Annotated in this window: 18 protein-coding genes; 17 read left to right on the plus strand and 1 reads right to left on the minus strand. The window is 26.3% G+C overall.

Annotated elements, in window-relative coordinates; all coding sequences use genetic code 4:
• The first annotated feature begins 26 nt into the window (after nt 1-26).
• The 7 genes from AACL01_RS01450 to AACL01_RS01480 all read left to right on the plus strand — a co-directional run bounded on the left by AACL01_RS01450 (nt 27) and on the right by AACL01_RS01480 (nt 8369).
• Nucleotides 27-557: a hypothetical protein gene (locus AACL01_RS01450; RefSeq protein WP_339023156.1), complete on the plus strand. Its 531-nt coding sequence runs from the start codon at nt 27-29 to the stop codon at nt 555-557.
• Nucleotides 558-682: 125 nt separating this feature from the next.
• Complete coding sequence (locus AACL01_RS01455) at nt 683-1114, plus strand: hypothetical protein (RefSeq protein ID WP_339023158.1); 432 nt, start codon at nt 683-685, stop codon at nt 1112-1114.
• A gap of 114 nt (nt 1115-1228) precedes the next feature.
• Nucleotides 1229-1372: a 50S ribosomal protein L33 gene (rpmG, locus tag AACL01_RS01460; RefSeq protein ID WP_339023160.1), complete on the plus strand. Its 144-nt coding sequence runs from the start codon at nt 1229-1231 to the stop codon at nt 1370-1372.
• Nucleotides 1373-1415: 43 nt separating this feature from the next.
• Nucleotides 1416-2486, plus strand: a complete 1071-nt coding sequence (locus AACL01_RS01465; RefSeq protein WP_339023162.1) for an aminopeptidase P family protein — start codon at nt 1416-1418, stop codon at nt 2484-2486.
• A gap of 8 nt (nt 2487-2494) precedes the next feature.
• Complete coding sequence (locus AACL01_RS01470; RefSeq protein WP_339023163.1) at nt 2495-3526, plus strand: phosphatidate cytidylyltransferase; 1032 nt, start codon at nt 2495-2497, stop codon at nt 3524-3526.
• 3 nt (nt 3527-3529) lie between these two features.
• Complete coding sequence (locus AACL01_RS01475; protein ID WP_339023164.1) at nt 3530-7894, plus strand: PolC-type DNA polymerase III; 4365 nt, start codon at nt 3530-3532, stop codon at nt 7892-7894.
• 7 nt (nt 7895-7901) lie between these two features.
• The gene (locus tag AACL01_RS01480; protein ID WP_339023165.1) at nt 7902-8369 is read left to right on the plus strand and encodes a ribosome assembly cofactor RimP; all 468 of its coding nucleotides are present in this window, start codon (nt 7902-7904) and stop codon (nt 8367-8369) included.
• Between the two features lie 57 nt (nt 8370-8426).
• On the opposite strand, the gene AACL01_RS01485 is transcribed toward AACL01_RS01480, so the two are convergent.
• Nucleotides 8427-8615 (minus strand): hypothetical protein, encoded by a 189-nt coding sequence (locus AACL01_RS01485; protein ID WP_339023166.1) that lies wholly within the window; start codon nt 8613-8615, stop codon nt 8427-8429.
• A 53-nt stretch (nt 8616-8668) separates the two neighbouring features.
• On the opposite strand from AACL01_RS01485, the gene AACL01_RS01490 reads away from it, so the two are divergent.
• The 10 genes from AACL01_RS01490 to recO all read left to right on the plus strand — a co-directional run bounded on the left by AACL01_RS01490 (nt 8669) and on the right by recO (nt 17414).
• Entirely contained in the window at nt 8669-9280 is a 612-nt protein-coding gene (locus AACL01_RS01490; RefSeq protein WP_339023167.1) for a hypothetical protein, read from the plus strand.
• Nucleotides 9281-9529: 249 nt separating this feature from the next.
• A complete protein-coding gene (locus AACL01_RS01495; protein ID WP_339023169.1) occupies nt 9530-9841 on the plus strand; it encodes a PTS sugar transporter subunit IIB in 312 nt (103 codons plus the stop codon).
• Complete coding sequence (locus AACL01_RS01500) at nt 9828-10160, plus strand: PTS lactose/cellobiose transporter subunit IIA (protein WP_339023170.1); 333 nt, start codon at nt 9828-9830, stop codon at nt 10158-10160. The genes AACL01_RS01495 and AACL01_RS01500 overlap by 14 nt, the downstream gene beginning before the upstream one ends.
• 55 nt (nt 10161-10215) lie before the next feature.
• Entirely contained in the window at nt 10216-12381 is a 2166-nt protein-coding gene (locus AACL01_RS01505; RefSeq protein WP_339023171.1) for a PTS sugar transporter subunit IIC, read from the plus strand.
• Nucleotides 12382-12437: 56 nt separating this feature from the next.
• Nucleotides 12438-14459 (plus strand): cysteine peptidase family C39 domain-containing protein, encoded by a 2022-nt coding sequence (locus tag AACL01_RS01510; protein WP_339023173.1) that lies wholly within the window; start codon nt 12438-12440, stop codon nt 14457-14459.
• Complete coding sequence (locus AACL01_RS01515) at nt 14452-14835, plus strand: hypothetical protein (protein WP_339023175.1); 384 nt, start codon at nt 14452-14454, stop codon at nt 14833-14835. The genes AACL01_RS01510 and AACL01_RS01515 overlap by 8 nt, the downstream gene beginning before the upstream one ends.
• A gap of 3 nt (nt 14836-14838) precedes the next feature.
• On the plus strand, nt 14839-15318 hold the full coding sequence (gene ybeY / locus AACL01_RS01520) for an rRNA maturation RNase YbeY (protein WP_339023177.1): 480 nt from the start codon (nt 14839-14841) through the stop codon (nt 15316-15318).
• 1 nt (nt 15319) lies between these two features.
• Complete coding sequence (locus AACL01_RS01525; RefSeq protein WP_339023178.1) at nt 15320-15727, plus strand: diacylglycerol kinase family protein; 408 nt, start codon at nt 15320-15322, stop codon at nt 15725-15727.
• Nucleotide 15728: 1 nt separating this feature from the next.
• On the plus strand, nt 15729-16628 hold the full coding sequence (gene era / locus AACL01_RS01530) for a GTPase Era (protein WP_339023179.1): 900 nt from the start codon (nt 15729-15731) through the stop codon (nt 16626-16628).
• 3 nt (nt 16629-16631) lie between these two features.
• On the plus strand, nt 16632-17414 hold the full coding sequence (recO, locus tag AACL01_RS01535; RefSeq protein WP_339023180.1) for a DNA repair protein RecO: 783 nt from the start codon (nt 16632-16634) through the stop codon (nt 17412-17414).
• Nucleotides 17415-17474: the final 60 nt, after the last annotated feature.

Consider the following 17474-nt stretch of genomic DNA (forward strand, 5'->3'; position numbering starts at 1 on the left):
AAAATAACAATGATTTTGGGGGAAGTATGAAAACTATTAATTGAAAAATTATTAAAAACTTTATTTTAGCAACTTATAAAAATGATGAACAGTTTATTAAAAACAATAGCGGGACAATAATTTTAGAAAAAGTGACATTTAATAAAAATTATGTTGCAATGAATAAGTATTTATATTTTGTGCAGTTGTCTTTATTTTTGATGTATGGACAAAATATTTTAGATGTAACATTTAAAGCAAATAAAAATGGATCAGTTGTAAATGATTTTTTCGAAGAAAGTGAAATGTTATATGATGGTTCAGTTTCATTTAACGACATTGATAATCATGTTAAAGAAATTATTATTAAAACAATTGATTGTTTAAAACAATATTCAGTTGAAGATTTGATTGAAATGAATCAATATGATGTGGCATGAATAAATGCTTTTAAAAATGATAATGATATTAAATTTGAAAATGTTCAAGAAAAATTTAAAAAATATGGAATGTATCAACAATATTTAAAAAATATTGGTTTACCAATAGAAGAAAGTATAATTTCTCAAGTTAACTAACAAATAAAAAAACTAGGCAACTGGTTTTTTATTTTTTATTAAGTTGATTTAGTTATTGAAATTGTAACTATAATCTTTTATATTATTATTAATTAGAAAAATAAAGGAAAATTGATATGGAAGTAATGGCTTCATTAATTGTAATATTTTGAATAATTGGATTTACGTATTTTGGTTGTAAAATGGCCAAAAATGGTAATGCCTGAGGTATTTTGCTTGCCTTTTTAGGACTTTCAATTATTGGACTAATTATTTCTATAATTGTATTTTTTCAATATAACAAAACAAATAATCCATTAACAATTATTGTAAATAATACTATTAATGATAAAAATCAAGAACAAGAATTTTATAATAAGATGCGTTTTAAAATTTTAGATCTTGCCATTGAAGAAGATTTTGAAAATGCTAAACGAAACATTCAAGTGCTAAAGAATTTATCTGAAACAAATTATTTAAAATTTGTTGAACAAGACATTCAAAAACTAATTTTAAAAACTACAGACACCAATTTATTAAATGAGTATTCTAGATTATTAACATTTTTAAAAAATTAATTTACCTTAAAATCAAATTAATAACAAAAATGTATTTTGTTAATCTTATCTATTAAAATAAGTTTTTTTTTGTTATTATTAAGTCAAGTTAATGGAGTAATCTAAGGAGGCTTTATGCGTGAAGGAGTTATTTTACGTTGTACAGAATGTAAAGAAGAAAATTACATTGCAAAAAACGATAAAAAGAAAGCAAAAATTGAAGTAAAAAAACATTGCTTTAAATGTAATGCACATACATCACATAAACAAAAAAAATAAGATAACTGTTGAACAAGTTATCTTATTTTAATGAAAGGTCAAAATGAAAAAACAATTACTTAATGATATTTTAAAAACAACAAAAGCAGACGGGATTTTAATTTATTCTCCCCAAAATCGTTTTTGATTTTCACGTTTTAATTCAAGTTATGGATTTATTTTATATACAGCAAACAAAACTACTTTAATTCTTGATGGAAGATATATTACAATGGCACGTGAATCAAAAATGTTACAAAACATTGATGATTTAGTGTTAATGAAAGATCCTTATCAACAACTAAATGAGCTAATTAAAGCACATAATATTAAAACTTTATTATTTGAATCTGATTGAATTAATTTTTCTTTATATGAAACATTTAAACAAAAATTAGCTGCTAGTTTACAAGCATATGACTTTGTAAAATTAAGAATGTGTAAAGATCAATGAGAAATTGACCAAATCAAAAAAGCATGTGATATTACTCATGAAGTACTTAAAGAAGTTTTAGATTTTATTAAAGTAGGAATGAGTGAAAAAGAAGTTGCTCGTTTTGTATCAGATACATTTTTAAAACATGGTGCTAGCAAATTAAGTTTTGACACTATTGTAGCTTCAGGACCATTAAATGGGTCAATGCCGCATGCAGTTCCAACTGATCGAATAATTGAAGCAAATGACTTTGTAACTTTAGATATGGGATGTTATTTCAATGGTTATTGTTCTGATCAAACAAGAACATTTGCAATGTCAAAAAATGTGGATAATAAATTAAAAGAAATTTATCAAGTTGTCTATGATGCACAACAAAAGGGAATTGATGCAATTAAACCAGGAGTTTCAACAGGAGAAATTCACAAAATTTGTTTTGATCATATAAATGAACAAGGTTATGGAGAATACTTTACTCATGGGACAGGTCATGGGTTAGGGATTGAAATTCATGAATGACCATATAATGCTAAAGGTCATAATGAACTTTTACAACCAGGAATGACAGTAACTATTGAACCAGGAATTTATATTCCGGGTGTTGGTGGAGTTAGAATTGAAGATGATATTTTAGTTACTAAAACAGGTCATGAATTTTTAACAACACCTTTTAGAGATTTACAAATAATTAGTAAATAAAGGATTGAATGTTAGAAGCAAAAGAAAATTTTTTTAAAAAACCAGAAAATCGTAAATCATTTTTTATAAGATTAATTTCTTCAGTTGTGATGGTTGGTTTATTGGTAATTTATATTGCCTTGGGAAGATATCATTCATATCATATGAATACTTCTTTAGGAGAAACTGCAGGTTATGTAAACCTTGTAATCACTTTAATATTATTTGTGATATGTGCTTATGAGATTACAAAAACTTTTAATGTTAAAGGTTATTTGCAGGTGATGTTAATTTTCTTTTTAACAGTGTTAGCATATTTTCCACTTAACTTTGATACATCATTAGATTATCCATTCTTTGAAAAAATGTCTTCTACTTGATTAGTGAAATGAGGGAATCACAATATTTCTTTATTTTATACACTAGTGTGAGTATTAATATTTTTAGTTAATTTATTTATTGGTTTTAAAGTGGTTAAACACTTCAATAAAGCCCAAGATGGTACAAGATATTTTGGATTGTATTTATTTTATGCGATGGTAATTGTGTTTGGGTTTAAAACTTTATTTTCATTATTATTATCATCAGCTAATGTTTATAATGGTACATTAACACTAGTATGAATTTGAATTATGATTATCTCAGCTGACACCTTTGCTTATCTAGGGGGAATCTTATTTGGTAAACATAAACTTACAAGTATTAGTCCTAAAAAAACTGTTGAAGGGGCAATTATTGGTTTTAGTTTCTCTTTTATAATTGGTGTAGCAATTGCAATATCTTTATTTTATGGAACAAGTGATTGACATATGTTTGGTGACATGTTAAAAAATGCCTCTAAAACTTCAATTTGTATTTTATTAGTATTATTTTGTTTAATTACACCAATTATTTCGATGTTTGGTGATATTGCCTTTTCATATGTAAAACGTGTTGTAGACATTAAAGATTTTTCTAATGTTATACCAGGGCATGGAGGAGCATTAGATCGCTTGGATTCTTTAATATTTACATTATTTATCTTTTATTGAATTATGTTATTTGGAAATCCAGGGATTTAAAATATGAAACAAGAAGTCAAATATTTTTTTGAAAAAATTAACTTAACGCTAAGTGATCAAGAAAAATCTTTGTTAGAAGATGCAGGTTTTTTTGCTACACCAGTTGCATCTAAAACAAACAAAAAAATTCGCATTTTTTTAGAAGTTAATAATTTCTTTCCATATGATGTGTTAGATGATTTTGAAACCAAACTTGCTAATGCTTTGCCCGATATTACAATTAAAGTGAATTTTAAAATTCGCAATTTTCAACTAGATAAAGAAAATTTATTTGGTTGTGTTGAATATATAATTGCCAAAAAATCACGAATAAAAAATGGTATTTTTACTTTAATTTCTCCCGATAGTATGGAGTTAATTGAAAATGATTTATATTTTTTGGCATTTAATGATATTCAATTTAAAGAATTTTCTAAAGAACGTCAATATCTTCAAGAACGCATTATTAAATATGGGTTTTCTGATATTGAGTTAAAAATTAAAATGCAAGAAAATGGTTCAACTGTTAAAGAACGTGTTGCTGAAAACAAAAAATTAGTGGAACAAAGAACTACTAGACCAAAAGTTGATAAATATCAAAAAGAAAACTTTAATTACAAACTTGGTAAACCAACTTATAATAATTTAGAAAAATTAGAAGAGGGTGCGCGAAACGTTGTTGTGCACGGACGATTATTTAAAAAAGAAATGAAAGTTTCTAAATCGGGACGCAACCTTTATTTATTTTCAATAAATGATGAAACATCAGCAATTAAATGTGTGCATTTTCCAAGAACAAATGCACCAACTGCATTTGATGAATCAGCTAATTTTGCCGAAGAAGATTGAATTAAAGTTGGTGATTGAATTGCTGTTAAGGGAGATTATAATTATTCAAAATATGATGAAGGTTATAATTTTATGATTAATGACTTTGAAAAAATTCCTTCTAAAGATATTTTTCGTACTGATGATGCAACTGAAAAACGTACTGAATTACATATTCATTCAAAAATGTCTATTATGGATGGGGTATCATCAATATCTGAATATATTAAAACTGCTAAAAAATGAAATTGAGATGCCATTGCATTAACAGATCACTTAAATGTTCAAGCATTTCCTGAAGCTTTCCATACTTTAAGAGCAGTTAATAAAGGTGCTGAAAAACCATTGAAATTAATTTATGGTGTTGAAGTTGGGGCAGTTAATGATGATTATTGATTTGTTAAAAATCCCAAAGGATTAAAAATCAAAGAACAAAAATTAGTTGTGCTAGATATTGAAACTACAGGGTTATCTCCGGAGTTTGACGAAATTATTGAGTTTGGGGCAAACATTTATGAACCAGGGCAACAAACTAAAAAAGTAGATATTTTAATTAAACCAAGAAAACCGATTTCAGCATTTACAACAGAATTAACTCATATTACAAATGATCAATTATCTGATAAAAACCCAATTGAAAAAGAAATTGCCCATATTTATGAAATTTTAAAAGATGGAATTTTAGTGGCTCACAACGCTAACTTTGACTTTAACTTTTTAAATGCATGAGTTACAAAACTAGGATTACCAAAATTAGAAAATACAGTTTTAGATACACTTACTATTGCCAGAGCACTAAAACCTGATTTAAAAAATCACCGTTTAGGAACAGTTTGTAAAGCATATGGAATTTTATATGATGACAAAATTGCCCATAGAGCCGATTATGATGCTGAAGTTTTAGCTAATTTATATGAACGAATTGTTAATTTTACAAAAAAAGATTTACAAATTATTTATGATAAAGACTGAAATAAATTATTCGAATTAGAAGGCACAAAACAAAATCTTGTTCGTCCACGACCAGAACATGTTCAAATTTTAGCAAAAAACCAAAAAGGGTTAAAACAACTATATAAAATTATTTCTTTTTCTCATGTTGATGATTTTATGGAGCAACCAAAAATTTTATATTCTCACTTATGAAATATGAAAACTAAAGATCTTTTAATTGGGGCTGGTTGTCAAAATTCACCAATATTTGAACAAATTAGAACAGGAACATTTGATAACTTAGAAGCAACAATTAAAAAATTTGATTATGTAGAAATTCATCCATTAAGCGTGTATAACAATTTGTTAGAAACAGGTGCTTTAAAATTAGATGAATTAAAAAAAATGATTAAAAAAATTATTGAATTATGTCTTAAAAATAATGTCTTATTAGTAGGAACTTCAGATGCACATTATGTAAATCCACAACAAAAAATTATTCGAGAAATTTATATTGAGACAAAAGGATTACAAGGGCGAGCTCATCCATTGTTTGATTATAAAGGGCGTATTAAAAATTACCCTGATCAACATTTAAGAAATACTGATGAAATGTTGAAAGAATTTGCATGATTAAAAGATGAACAATTGATTTATGATATTGTAATTAAAAACCCAAATTTAATTGCTGCAATGGTAGACGCAAGTGTTGAACCAGTTAAAATGGGAAGTTATCCACCATCAATTAATAATGTAGAAGACTTGTTAATTAATGAGTGTTATCGAAATGCAAAAGCAATGTATGGTGACAAATTACCAGAAATTGTTGAAGCTCGTTTAAAAAAAGAATTAGATTCAATTATTAAACATAAATTTTCAGTTATCTATTGAATTTCTCATTTACTTGTAAAACAAAGTTATGATGATTCATATCTAGTTGGATCACGTGGATCAGTTGGTTCATCATTTGTGGCAACTGCTGCAAAAATTACTGAAGTTAATCCATTAAAAGCACATTATCGTTGTGAAAAATGTAAATATTCTAACTTTGATACTAATCCTGAAATTAAATGTGGATTTGATTTACCTGATGAAAATTGTCCTAATTGTGGTGCATTATTAATTGGGGATGGACATGATATTCCATTTGAAACTTTCTTAGGATTTGACGGGGATAAAGTTCCTGATATTGATTTAAACTTTTCTGGTGATTATCAAGCCAAAGCCCATAACTTTACAAAAAAAATGTTTGGTGAACATAATGTTTTCCGTGCCGGAACAATTTCAACTGTTGCTGAAAAAACTGCCTTTGGATTTGTTAAAGGCTATTTTGAAAAACATCAATTACCAATGAATAAAGCAAAAATTGAATGATTAGCTTCAATGGCAATCGGGGTAAAAAGAACAACAGGACAACACCCTGGAGGAATTATTATTTTACCTAAATCTAATGAAATTGAAGATTTTACTCCAGTTAATTATCCAGCTGATGATTGTAAATCATCATGACTAACAACTCACTTTGATTTTCACGCCATTCATGACAACTTGTTAAAAATGGATATTCTAGGTCATGATGATCCTACAGTTTTAAAAATGTTATATGATTTAACAGGTGTTGATCCTCAATTTATACCAACCAATGATCCAAAAGTTTATCGTTTGTTTTCTAACATTGATGTTTTGGGAATTAAACCAGAAAGAGTTAATAATGAGACTACAGGGTCAATTGGTTTACCAGAATTTGGAACAACGTTTGTGCGAAAAATGTTATCTGATACTAAACCAAAATCATTTTCTGATTTAGTACAAATTTCAGGATTATCTCATGGAACTGATGTGTATGTTGGAAATGCAGAAACATTAATTAAAAACAAGATTGCAGATATTTCTTCAGTTATTGGTTGTCGTGATGACATAATGGTTTATTTATTGGATAAAGGATTAAATCCATCCTTAGCATTTAAAATTATGGAATCAGTGCGTAAGGGAAAAGGAATTAGTGATGCTGATATTGTGGAAATGAAACAGCATAACGTGCCCGAATGATATATTGAATCGTGTTTAAAAATCAAATATATGTTCCCGAAAGCTCATGCAACTGCTTATGTATTAATGGCATATAGAACTGCATGATATAAAATTTATTATCCTGAAGAATATTATGCGGCTTGATATTCAGCAAAAGCAAAATTCTTTGATATGGAAAATATGTTAAAAGGTGAAGAAAAAATTAGACAAGTATTAAATGATATTTTAGAGCGAAAAAAAACCTGAGATACTAGCACTAAAGAAGATTCATTAATTACCACATATGAAGTTATGTTAGAAATGTATGAACGTGGAATTGAAATTAAAAACATTGATTTTTCATTAAGTGATGAAAAAAACTATACAGTTCATGAAATAAATGGTAAAAAATATATAATTCCACCATTCATTGCTATTGATTCTTTAGGTGAAGCTGTGGCAAAATCAATAGTGGATGCTAGAAATCAACGATCAATTTCTTCAGTTGAAGATTTAAAACGACGCACTCAAGTGAACCAAACACATGTGGCGTTATTAATTAAATTAAAAGTTGTAGAGTCATTAAAAGATGATGAACAAATATCTTTTAATTTTTAAGGAGTAAATGAAATTACAAGATATATTACCAAAACTAAAAACTAACATTGAAAGTTTTTTTCAAGACAGTAAAACTAAAATTTATAAAATTAACATTTATGAAGAGTTTGAATCAACAATTTTACAAATACTTTTAGAAAACAAAGATAATTCATTAATATCATTTGATGATTTAGTAACTTATAATGAAAAAATTTCTGATTTATTAGATAGAGAATTTGCAGATATTGATGATGATTATATGTTAGAGGTTTCTTCAGCTGGAGCCGAACGTAAAGTTGACTCATTAGATACTTTAAAAAATTCTTTAGAACAATATTTCTTTGTACAAACTAAAGAATTAGAATTTAATGGCACACTAATTGATGTAAATAATAATGTTTTAACATTTAAATACTTTATTAAAGGTCAACCAAAAAAAGCGATTCTTGAATATGAGCAAATTGACTTTATTAGATTTGCAATAAAATTTTAAAAACAAAAAAACTGCTTGCTAGCAGTTTTTTATTTTCTGTTGTAAGATGTTTGTTTTTTAATAACAGACGAAAGCCACAATTATTAATATAATAAAAATTGTTCATGAAATTCCAAACAAAGTAGTTAAAAATGGTTTTTTTCATCTAAAGAAAGTTTTACGAGTTCTTTCAAAATAAATAATTATTGTTCAAATTATACAAGGAATTGCAAAGATGACTCCAGCAACTCATAAGATTATGTCCATTATTTATCTCCTATAAATATGTTAATATAAAATTAATTAATTGGAAATAGAATATGAAAGAAATAAAAAGTGTTTTAATAACAAATAAACAAGAAATTCAAGAACTAGAACAAGAATTTTTAAATCAAGAAGAAAAGATTAGCAAAAAAATTTATGTGTCAATGTCTGAAGAAAGGGCAAGAACAATTAAATTATTTATTAATGCAAAGATCAAGTTTGATTTAGAAAAAGTCAGAGAGACGTTTTTTAATTTAATTGTAAAAGATTTACATCCAAATTTACAAATGACTGAGATTCAAGAAAATGGATTTTATCGTGGAAGTGGCCGAATTAATAAAGTTGCATTTAAAATTACAAAATTTAATGAAGAAGAAATTACTGTTATGTGATACAACGCAGACCAAAAGTTTATTAAAAGAATTAAAATTAATCAAGCAATTTTTAATAAGAAGAAAACTAAAATTTCTTATACAGGGTTTGTAACGGGTATGAATTCCATTGAAACTTATTTTGAAAAACGTATTAAAACAGTCTATTTAAAACGAGAAAAAATCGCCTTTAAAATTAATATTTTACGTTTAAAACAACAACTTGGTTTAATTGAATCAAAAAAAGCGGAGAAAAAAATTCAACTAATGTTGAATTTTGCCAAAGAATTATTTTAAAAGATAGATTGCAGTTATTGCAATTAAACACAATGCACATATAATTGCCATGGCAATATAGATGTGCATTTTATATTTTACTTTGCGATAAAAAATTCGTTCAATAACTTCACAAATGATATAAATCAATAGGTAAACAAACAGGGGAACTAAACAATAAGCTAATGACATATTTTTCCTTATTTTTATATATATCTATTATATATACATTTTGTAAATAAAATATATAATAGTAAAAGGGAGAGAAATATGAGTAAAAAAATATTATTAGTTTGTTCAGCAGGTATGTCAACAAGCATGCTTGTAAAAAAAATGAACAATCATTGCATTCTAAACAACTTAGATTACAAAATTGAAGCAAAAGGAATAGCACAAGCCAAACCAGAATTACAAGATTGGGATGTAGTTTTAGTGGGTCCACAAGTTAGTTATGCCGTTAAAGAATTAAAAGGGCTTTCAACAACTCCAGTGGAATTAATTCCATCAAACATCTATGCTTTAGGTAAAGGTAAAGATGCTGTCGAATTAGCAGAAAGAGTTATTAGCGATGCCACAAAATAAATTAAATTTTGAAGAAATTTCTTTTAAAATTATTGCTTATTCTGGTGAAGCAAAATCTTTAGCACTTGAGGCAATTAATTATGCAAAAGAAAAAGATTTTGATACAGCAATGACTAAATTAGCAGAAGCTGATACACGCATTGCCGAAGCAGGAGAAGCACATATGGATGTTATTTCAGAAGAAGCAGATGGTGTGAAAATATGTGCTCCCGTTTTATTTATTCACGCTGAAGATCAACTTTTAAATACACAAACAATTATGATATTAGCTAAAGAGTTTATTGAAATGTACAAACTTTTTTTCACAAATAAAAAATAGCAAAAAAAATTAAATAAAAAATAGCAAAAAATTTAAATAAAAAAGGATATACAAAATGGAAAAAGAATTTCGTTCTAAAGAGAGGGGCTCATTTATTCAGAATAAGTTAGTTCCTTTCATGGGGAAATTAGGTCAACAAAGACATCTGGGTGCGATTAGAGATGCCTTTGCCACACTTATCCCATTAATAATCGCCGGTTCAATTGGAACATTAATAAATGCAATTGGATTTGGTGGTGCTGGATCAGGGTATGTTTCTATACTTGGGTTGATTTGTAAAATCGCTCATCCAGATTTAACAAATGCACAAATTTCTGAATTAATTAGTTCAGGAATCGTTAAGGTTGGGGATACCACAATCTTAAATGAGATTGCATGACACAAAGTATCAACAATATTTGGACTAGCCTTAGGGCACATATCAACTGCAACAATCGGAATGATTTCAATTTACTTTTCATTCTTATTTGGTTACTTTCTTTCACTAAGTAAAAATTTTGCAGAACCAATTATTGCTGGATTATTATCAACTGCAGCATTAGTATTATCTGCATTAGGTAGTGTATCATTTGTTCAAGGGGCACCTGGATTAATTACAGCAATATTAATTACAATTTTTACAACTGAAGTATTCGTTAAGTTAACTCAAGTAAAAGCATTGTTAATTAAACTTCCTGATGGTGTACCACCAGCAGTTGGAAAATCATTTTCTGTGTTTTTACCATCAGTATTAACATTGATGTGTGTTTCAGGATTAGTAATGTTGGTATTTGGACCAGCAATGATTTGACAAACATGACATGTACAAGCAGGGGAAAACTTTTCACAAAGTTTTGAAGACATGAAGGGTTTTCAAGATTGATTAGCAGGTTTACCTTCTTTACCAAAACCTGATGCTATGCCTTCATGATGAAATAATGAAATTTGAAATAATTTTTCACATCAAAGTAGTTTAGATGGTGTTAACGACTATATTAAATCATTAAGTAGTCATGATCAATCAATTCTTTCATCAATGATTAGTTTTGCTGCAGGTAAAACTAATAATTCTGGAAATGGAATGGGAGCAATCCTAAATCCTGGTAGTTCATCAATCATTAAAGCTGTACTAACTCATGGTCATTTGATTTTATCAATGAACTATCAAAAAATTACAACTGACTATACCGGATTTGGATTAGCACAAGCAATTTACCAATTCTTTACAACACCATTCTTAGGGTTTGCCACAGGTAATGGGTCAATTGGGATTGCGCTAGTTTATGTATTTTTCGTTTCAGTATTCTGATTATTTGGAATTCATGGAACTAATTTATTAATGGGAATCTTTACACCAATCTTTACAATGATTGTGTTAATGAACCAAGACTTAGTTAATGCAGCGGGATCATATGATGCCGCCAAAGCATCAGGACAAATGGGAATATTTGGTTCACCATTCTTTGATTCATTCGTATTCATTGGTGGGGCTGGATGTACACTAACATTATTAGTGGCAACATTCATTTTCTCAAAACGTCAAGACTTAAAAGAAATTGCTAAATATGCAACACCAGCAGGATGCTTCCAAATTAATGAACCAGTTATGTTTGGTTTCCCAATTGTGTTAAATCCAATTTATGCAATTCCATTTATCTTTACACAAGTTGCTAACTTGTTTGTTGCATGATTCTTTATTAAAGTTAACCTTGTAAAAATGCCAACAATCATGGCTGCACCATGAACAACACCATGATTTATTGGGGGAGTTATTTCTACAATCGATTATCGAGCATTAATTCCAGCATTTATTAACTTCGGAATTGACTTACTAATTTATATACCATTTGTCTTAGTTGATAATAAAGTTTATTTCTCAAAACTAAAAGAAACTAGTGTTGAAGCTTATGAACAAGAAATGAGATATTATGATGATCCAGAATTTAGATTCAATGTAATTACTGATAGAAAAATTGCTGGGTTAGAAGAAAAAGCAACAACTGTTATGAGCAATGCAATGTACAACAATGAATTCTTAGCAAAAAGATTCACTGATGCAGAAAAAATTGCTAAACTACAAGCAGAAAACAATGCTAAAGCTGAAGTTAAAAAAGAAGTAATATTAAAAGAATTAGAAAAATTAAAAGCTGATAGAGCTGCCAAAGCATTAAAATTAAAACCAAAATGAGATGCTTATATGCAAAAAAAAGCCACTAAAGCCGCACAAAAACATCAATTATAATTAACTTTTAAAAAGCACTTAGGTGCTTTTTTTGTTTTTCTTACGATGTTTAAAGTATGATAAATAATAAAGAATTTAAACATATTAAACAAGTTCGAACTAGTGATTGTGGTCACTCGGTTTTAACAATGCTCGTTAATAATTTATTAAATTTAAATTATGAGTTAAGTGAATTTAAATTAGAAAACCAATTACCTGCAACAGATTTAAATTTTAAAATTTTTGAAGAAGTTTTGTATAAATATGGCATTGAATTTGAAGCATATACTTCTTCGATGGAAGAACTTACAACAAGTAGTATAAAGTTTCCCATAATTTTATGAGTTAAAAATGCTGTTAATGATAATCATTTTGTAATAGCTCATATGATTAAAGATAACAAAATTTTAATTTCTGATCCTGCATATAAAAAAATTAAATGATTTAAACTAAGAGAAATTGAACAAAGATATAATGGGGTATTTGCCACAATTAAAATTATTAAAAAGTATTATCGTGAAGCACAAGATAATCTTAAGTGATTTACATTTTTTAAAGATATTTTTGTAGATACAATAATTCATTTAATTGCTGGAATGTTTCTATCATTTTTAATAATTTTATCTGGAAATTGTTTGCGAATTTATATGAACAATATTTATTTAATTAATACAAATGTTTATAAAACCATCTTTTTAATATATCTTTTAATTTTTTTAGCAATCTTTTTAATTAACTATTTACTTGATAAAAATGTTGTTGAAATTAAAAATCATTTAAAAGAAAAAATCTTTTTAAAATTTATTAATAAAATTCTTTTTAAAAATCCTGCCGAGTTTCAAGCAGTGGCTCCAGATGAATGATATAGAAAGTATAATCATATTTCCAATATCGCTGAATTTATTGTCAAAGTTACCGTAGAACTACCTTCAAAATTGATGGTTTATATATTTATATTGTTAGTCTTATACTTTTATTCACAATTTTTAGCAATCTTAATTATTTTAGAAAATTTAATTCATATTTTAATTACATATATTTTTCACCTCATAAATAAAAAAAGTTTATCTGATTTTGATAATAAAAATAATGATTTTTATTATTTTTTTAAAGAAGCCATTGAAGGACATGAAGATCTTAAAAATAAAAATTTAGAAATTACATACTTAAATAAAATTAGTAGTAATTATAAAACATTAAAAAAAACTTTAAATGAAATAGAAACTGGCAATATTTTACATAGTGGTTTTGTAAATTTCCTAGGAAAAATATTTTTAATAATTATGTTATATTTTGCAATAATTTTAATTCGCAAAGAAGAAATAAAAATTATGGATTTAATTTTGTTTGTATCATTATCGTCTTATTTAAATTATTTTTTAGATTTTGTAATAAATATTAGTTTCAATATGCCACACTTTAAAAAATGAAGTCATGAATTAAGTTTTATTTTTAAAATTACTAAAACGACTAAAATAAAACTTAATAATAAAATTACTTCTATCCAAGTTGTTAACTTTTCTAAAAGTAAATCTAATTCAAAATTTATTAATGTTGATATTAAAAATAATGTCTTCTTTGCTTTTAAAAATCAACAAGCAGTTGAACACTTATTTAAAACGATTGCTGGTATAAATAGTGGCTATAATGGAGTCCTACAAATAAATAATGTTGATATTAGCACTATAAAAAGCGAATCTATTAGAAATAATGTATTTTATCTTTCTGATAAAAGCAAATTATTTTTTGGCACTGTTTGAGAAAATCTCCAAAATTTTCAAAATAAAATTGATTTAAATATTTTAAAAAAGCATAAGTTGTTAGATGTTTTAGAAAATGGGGGAATTAAGTTAGATAAAATTATTTTCAATAACGGTGTAGAGTTAAATAATCAACAAAAGCAAATTATTAATTTCATTGCCTTATTTTCATGTAAAGAAAAAGTTATATTAATAAACAATGCACTCAGTGATTGTTCAATAAAACTTAAAGGGATGTTATTATCTTCACTGATTCAAGAATTTCCTAACAAACTAATTCTTGTAAGTGATTGTGATGAACGCTTAGCAAATTATTTTTATGAGGTTCATCATGAGTAAAAAATATTTATTTTTAATTATTTTAATTATATGTGGATTTTTAACAATTGGAACTTTTGTAAAAGTTCCAAAAACAATTAATTGTCAATTGCGTGAACACATGTATTATTCTGAAGAAGATAAAGAAATCAAGGAAGAAATTTATTTTTCAATTCAAGAAAATTTAGAAAAAGACAAATTTCAATATTTAGAATTAGAAGCTAATAAAACTATTTATCAAATTAAATGAGAGCAATTATTAAAAAAAGATAATAATTTTGTAATTGATAAGCCTGATTTAAAATATAGTTATTTAACAAAGTTAAATGCAATTATATTTTTAAATAACACTTCTATTATGTATTATTTAATTAGTAACATATTTAAGATAGGCTAAAACATGAATGAAATTAATTTTTTTGATAAATATAATAAAAATAATTTAATTGATAACTATAAAAATATATTTGAAGAATTATTATTTGCAGCAAAAAAAATTCTAGATATTAAAGAAAATTTAGAATTATCAGTTATTTTTATATCAGATGAAGAATCGCTTGAAATTGAAAAAGTATATCGTGGAGTTGAAAAAATCGGTGATGTGATTTCTTTTCCAGCTGAAGATAATTTAATTGAATCTAATGTAAAAGAGTTAGGTGACATTTTTATTGCTTTTGATGAAGCTAATCGCAAGGCAATAAAATTTAATCATGACATTAAAACTGAAATGGCATGATGCTTTGTTCATGGACTTTTACATATTATGGGTTATGATCATGAACTTGGTGAAAAAGAAGAAGATGAAATGTTTAAATTAACAGATGACATTTTACATGAATTAAATATAAAGTATAATATAGAAAAAGTGATTGGTGAATAAAATGGCTGACAACAAAAATAATCGAAAAAGAAGTGGTTTTGTTTTAAAAACAAAAAACAAATTTTCAAATGCTTTAAGAGGTGTAATTACTGCGTTTAGAGAAGAATCAACATTATTTGTCTATTTTGTTGTGACATTTTTAGCAATCGTGTTTGGTGTGTGATTGGATTTATCAACAGAAAAATGAGCACTTATTGTATTTATTATTGGAGTTGTTGTTGGGTTTGAATTTATCAATACAGCAATTGAAAACTTTGTTGACTTATTAAGTTTTGAATATAATCAAAGAGCAAAAAAGATTAAAGATATTTGTGCAGCTGCAAGTATTTTAAATGTCTTTACAGCTTCAATTGCTGGGTTTCTAATTTATATACCAGCATTTGTTACAAAATTACAAGGTATGTCTTAATATGGGTAAATGTGGTTTTATAAGCGTTATTGGAAGAACAAATGTGGGAAAATCATCATTTGTTAATAGTGTAATTGGTAAAAAAATTTCAATTGTAACAAACAAAGCTCAAACAACTAGAGACAAAATTTTGGGGATTTATAATGATCAAGATTCACAATTAATTTTTATTGATACTCCAGGTGTTCATTCACACAAAGAAAATAATGAATTATCAAAGTTTATGAATAAAACAGCACTTAACAGTGTGCGAGATGTAGAGTGTATTTTAATGTTGGCACCAGCTAATGAAACAATTGGCACTAATGATGAATTGATTTTAGAAAAAGTTAAAAATACCAAAGTGCCTTTAATTTTACTAATCACTAAAGCAGACTTGGTTGGTAAAAAAGAAATCGAGGAAAAAATAGCTGAATGAAAAACTAAATTTGATAAATTTAATAAAATTATTCCGATTTCAATTAAAAGTTTTGAAAGCATTAATTTTGTAATTGCTACAATTAAACAAATTTTGCCAAATCTTGATTATAACTTTTTTGATAAAGATGCATTTACTGATAAAGATGAATATTTTATGGCAAAAGAAATTATCAGAGAACAAATTTTATTAAGAACAGGTCAAGAAATTCCACATTCATCTGCAATTAGAATTGATTCATTTAAAGAAGAAAAAAATATTATTAGAATTGCCACAACTATTTTTTGCGAACGTGAAAGTCAAAAACCAATCATCATTGGTAAGGGTGGAGCGAAGTTAAAAGAAATTGCCACTCATTCACGTCAAGAATTAGAAGCGTTTTTTGGTAAAAAGATTTTTATTGAATTCTTCGTTAAAGTATCTCGTGATTGAAGAAAAATTAGAAATGAAGTCAAACTACTAGGATACATTGATAAGGATTAAAAAATGTCAACAAAAAAAATTAATGGGTTTGTTATTAGCAATAATGAAATTGAAGATAACAAAAATGTTGTTAAAGTTTTTTCTAAAGAAAAGGGAAAAACTATTTTTTATGCTTTGGGCGTTAATAAACCAGAATCTAAAAATAAGTTTTCTGTGCAATTATTTTCTTATTCTGAATTTGAGCTTTTTGAAAGTTTAAAAGCAGATGGGTTATCAAAATTAAAAACAGGGGTATTAAAAAAAGACTTTAATAAAATAACTCAAAGTTATGAATTATACTTATTTACAGCAACTTTTACTTCTTTACTTGATATTTTGTTTGATAATAATTTTCCCGATAATGAAACATTTAAATTATTATTATTTTATTTTTCAGAAATTGAAAGTGCTATTGATAAGGCATTTCAATTATTTGTTTTAGTTATTTTTAAATTATTAAAAAACACAGGAGCAGATTGAAATTTAGAAGAATGTTTAATCTGTAAGCGAAGAAATTCTAAATTTGTGAGATTTGATTTTGCAAAAAAACAATTTATTTGCATAAGATGTTTTGATAAAAAACAAAAACATCCTGATAGTTTTATCAAAATGTTGCTTGCATTTAAAGGTGAAAATTTATATAGTGCTTATTTTATGCCATGAAATATTGAAGATTTAGTAGTCTTAAATAGTACATTAATAAATTATTACAACAATGATTTAGGGATTAGCATTCCAGCATTTAAAGAAATTAAAACAAGCAAATATATAAAATTAAACAAAGAAGCTATGAAAAAGTATTTATAAACACTTATAATGTGTTGACATATAGTAATATTAATTTAACATATATTCAATTAGGAGAAA

Origin of the sequence: Spiroplasma endosymbiont of Crioceris asparagi (genome assembly GCF_964020035.1) — a bacterium.
GTDB lineage: Bacteria > Bacillota_I > Bacilli_A > Mycoplasmatales > Mycoplasmataceae > TIUS-1.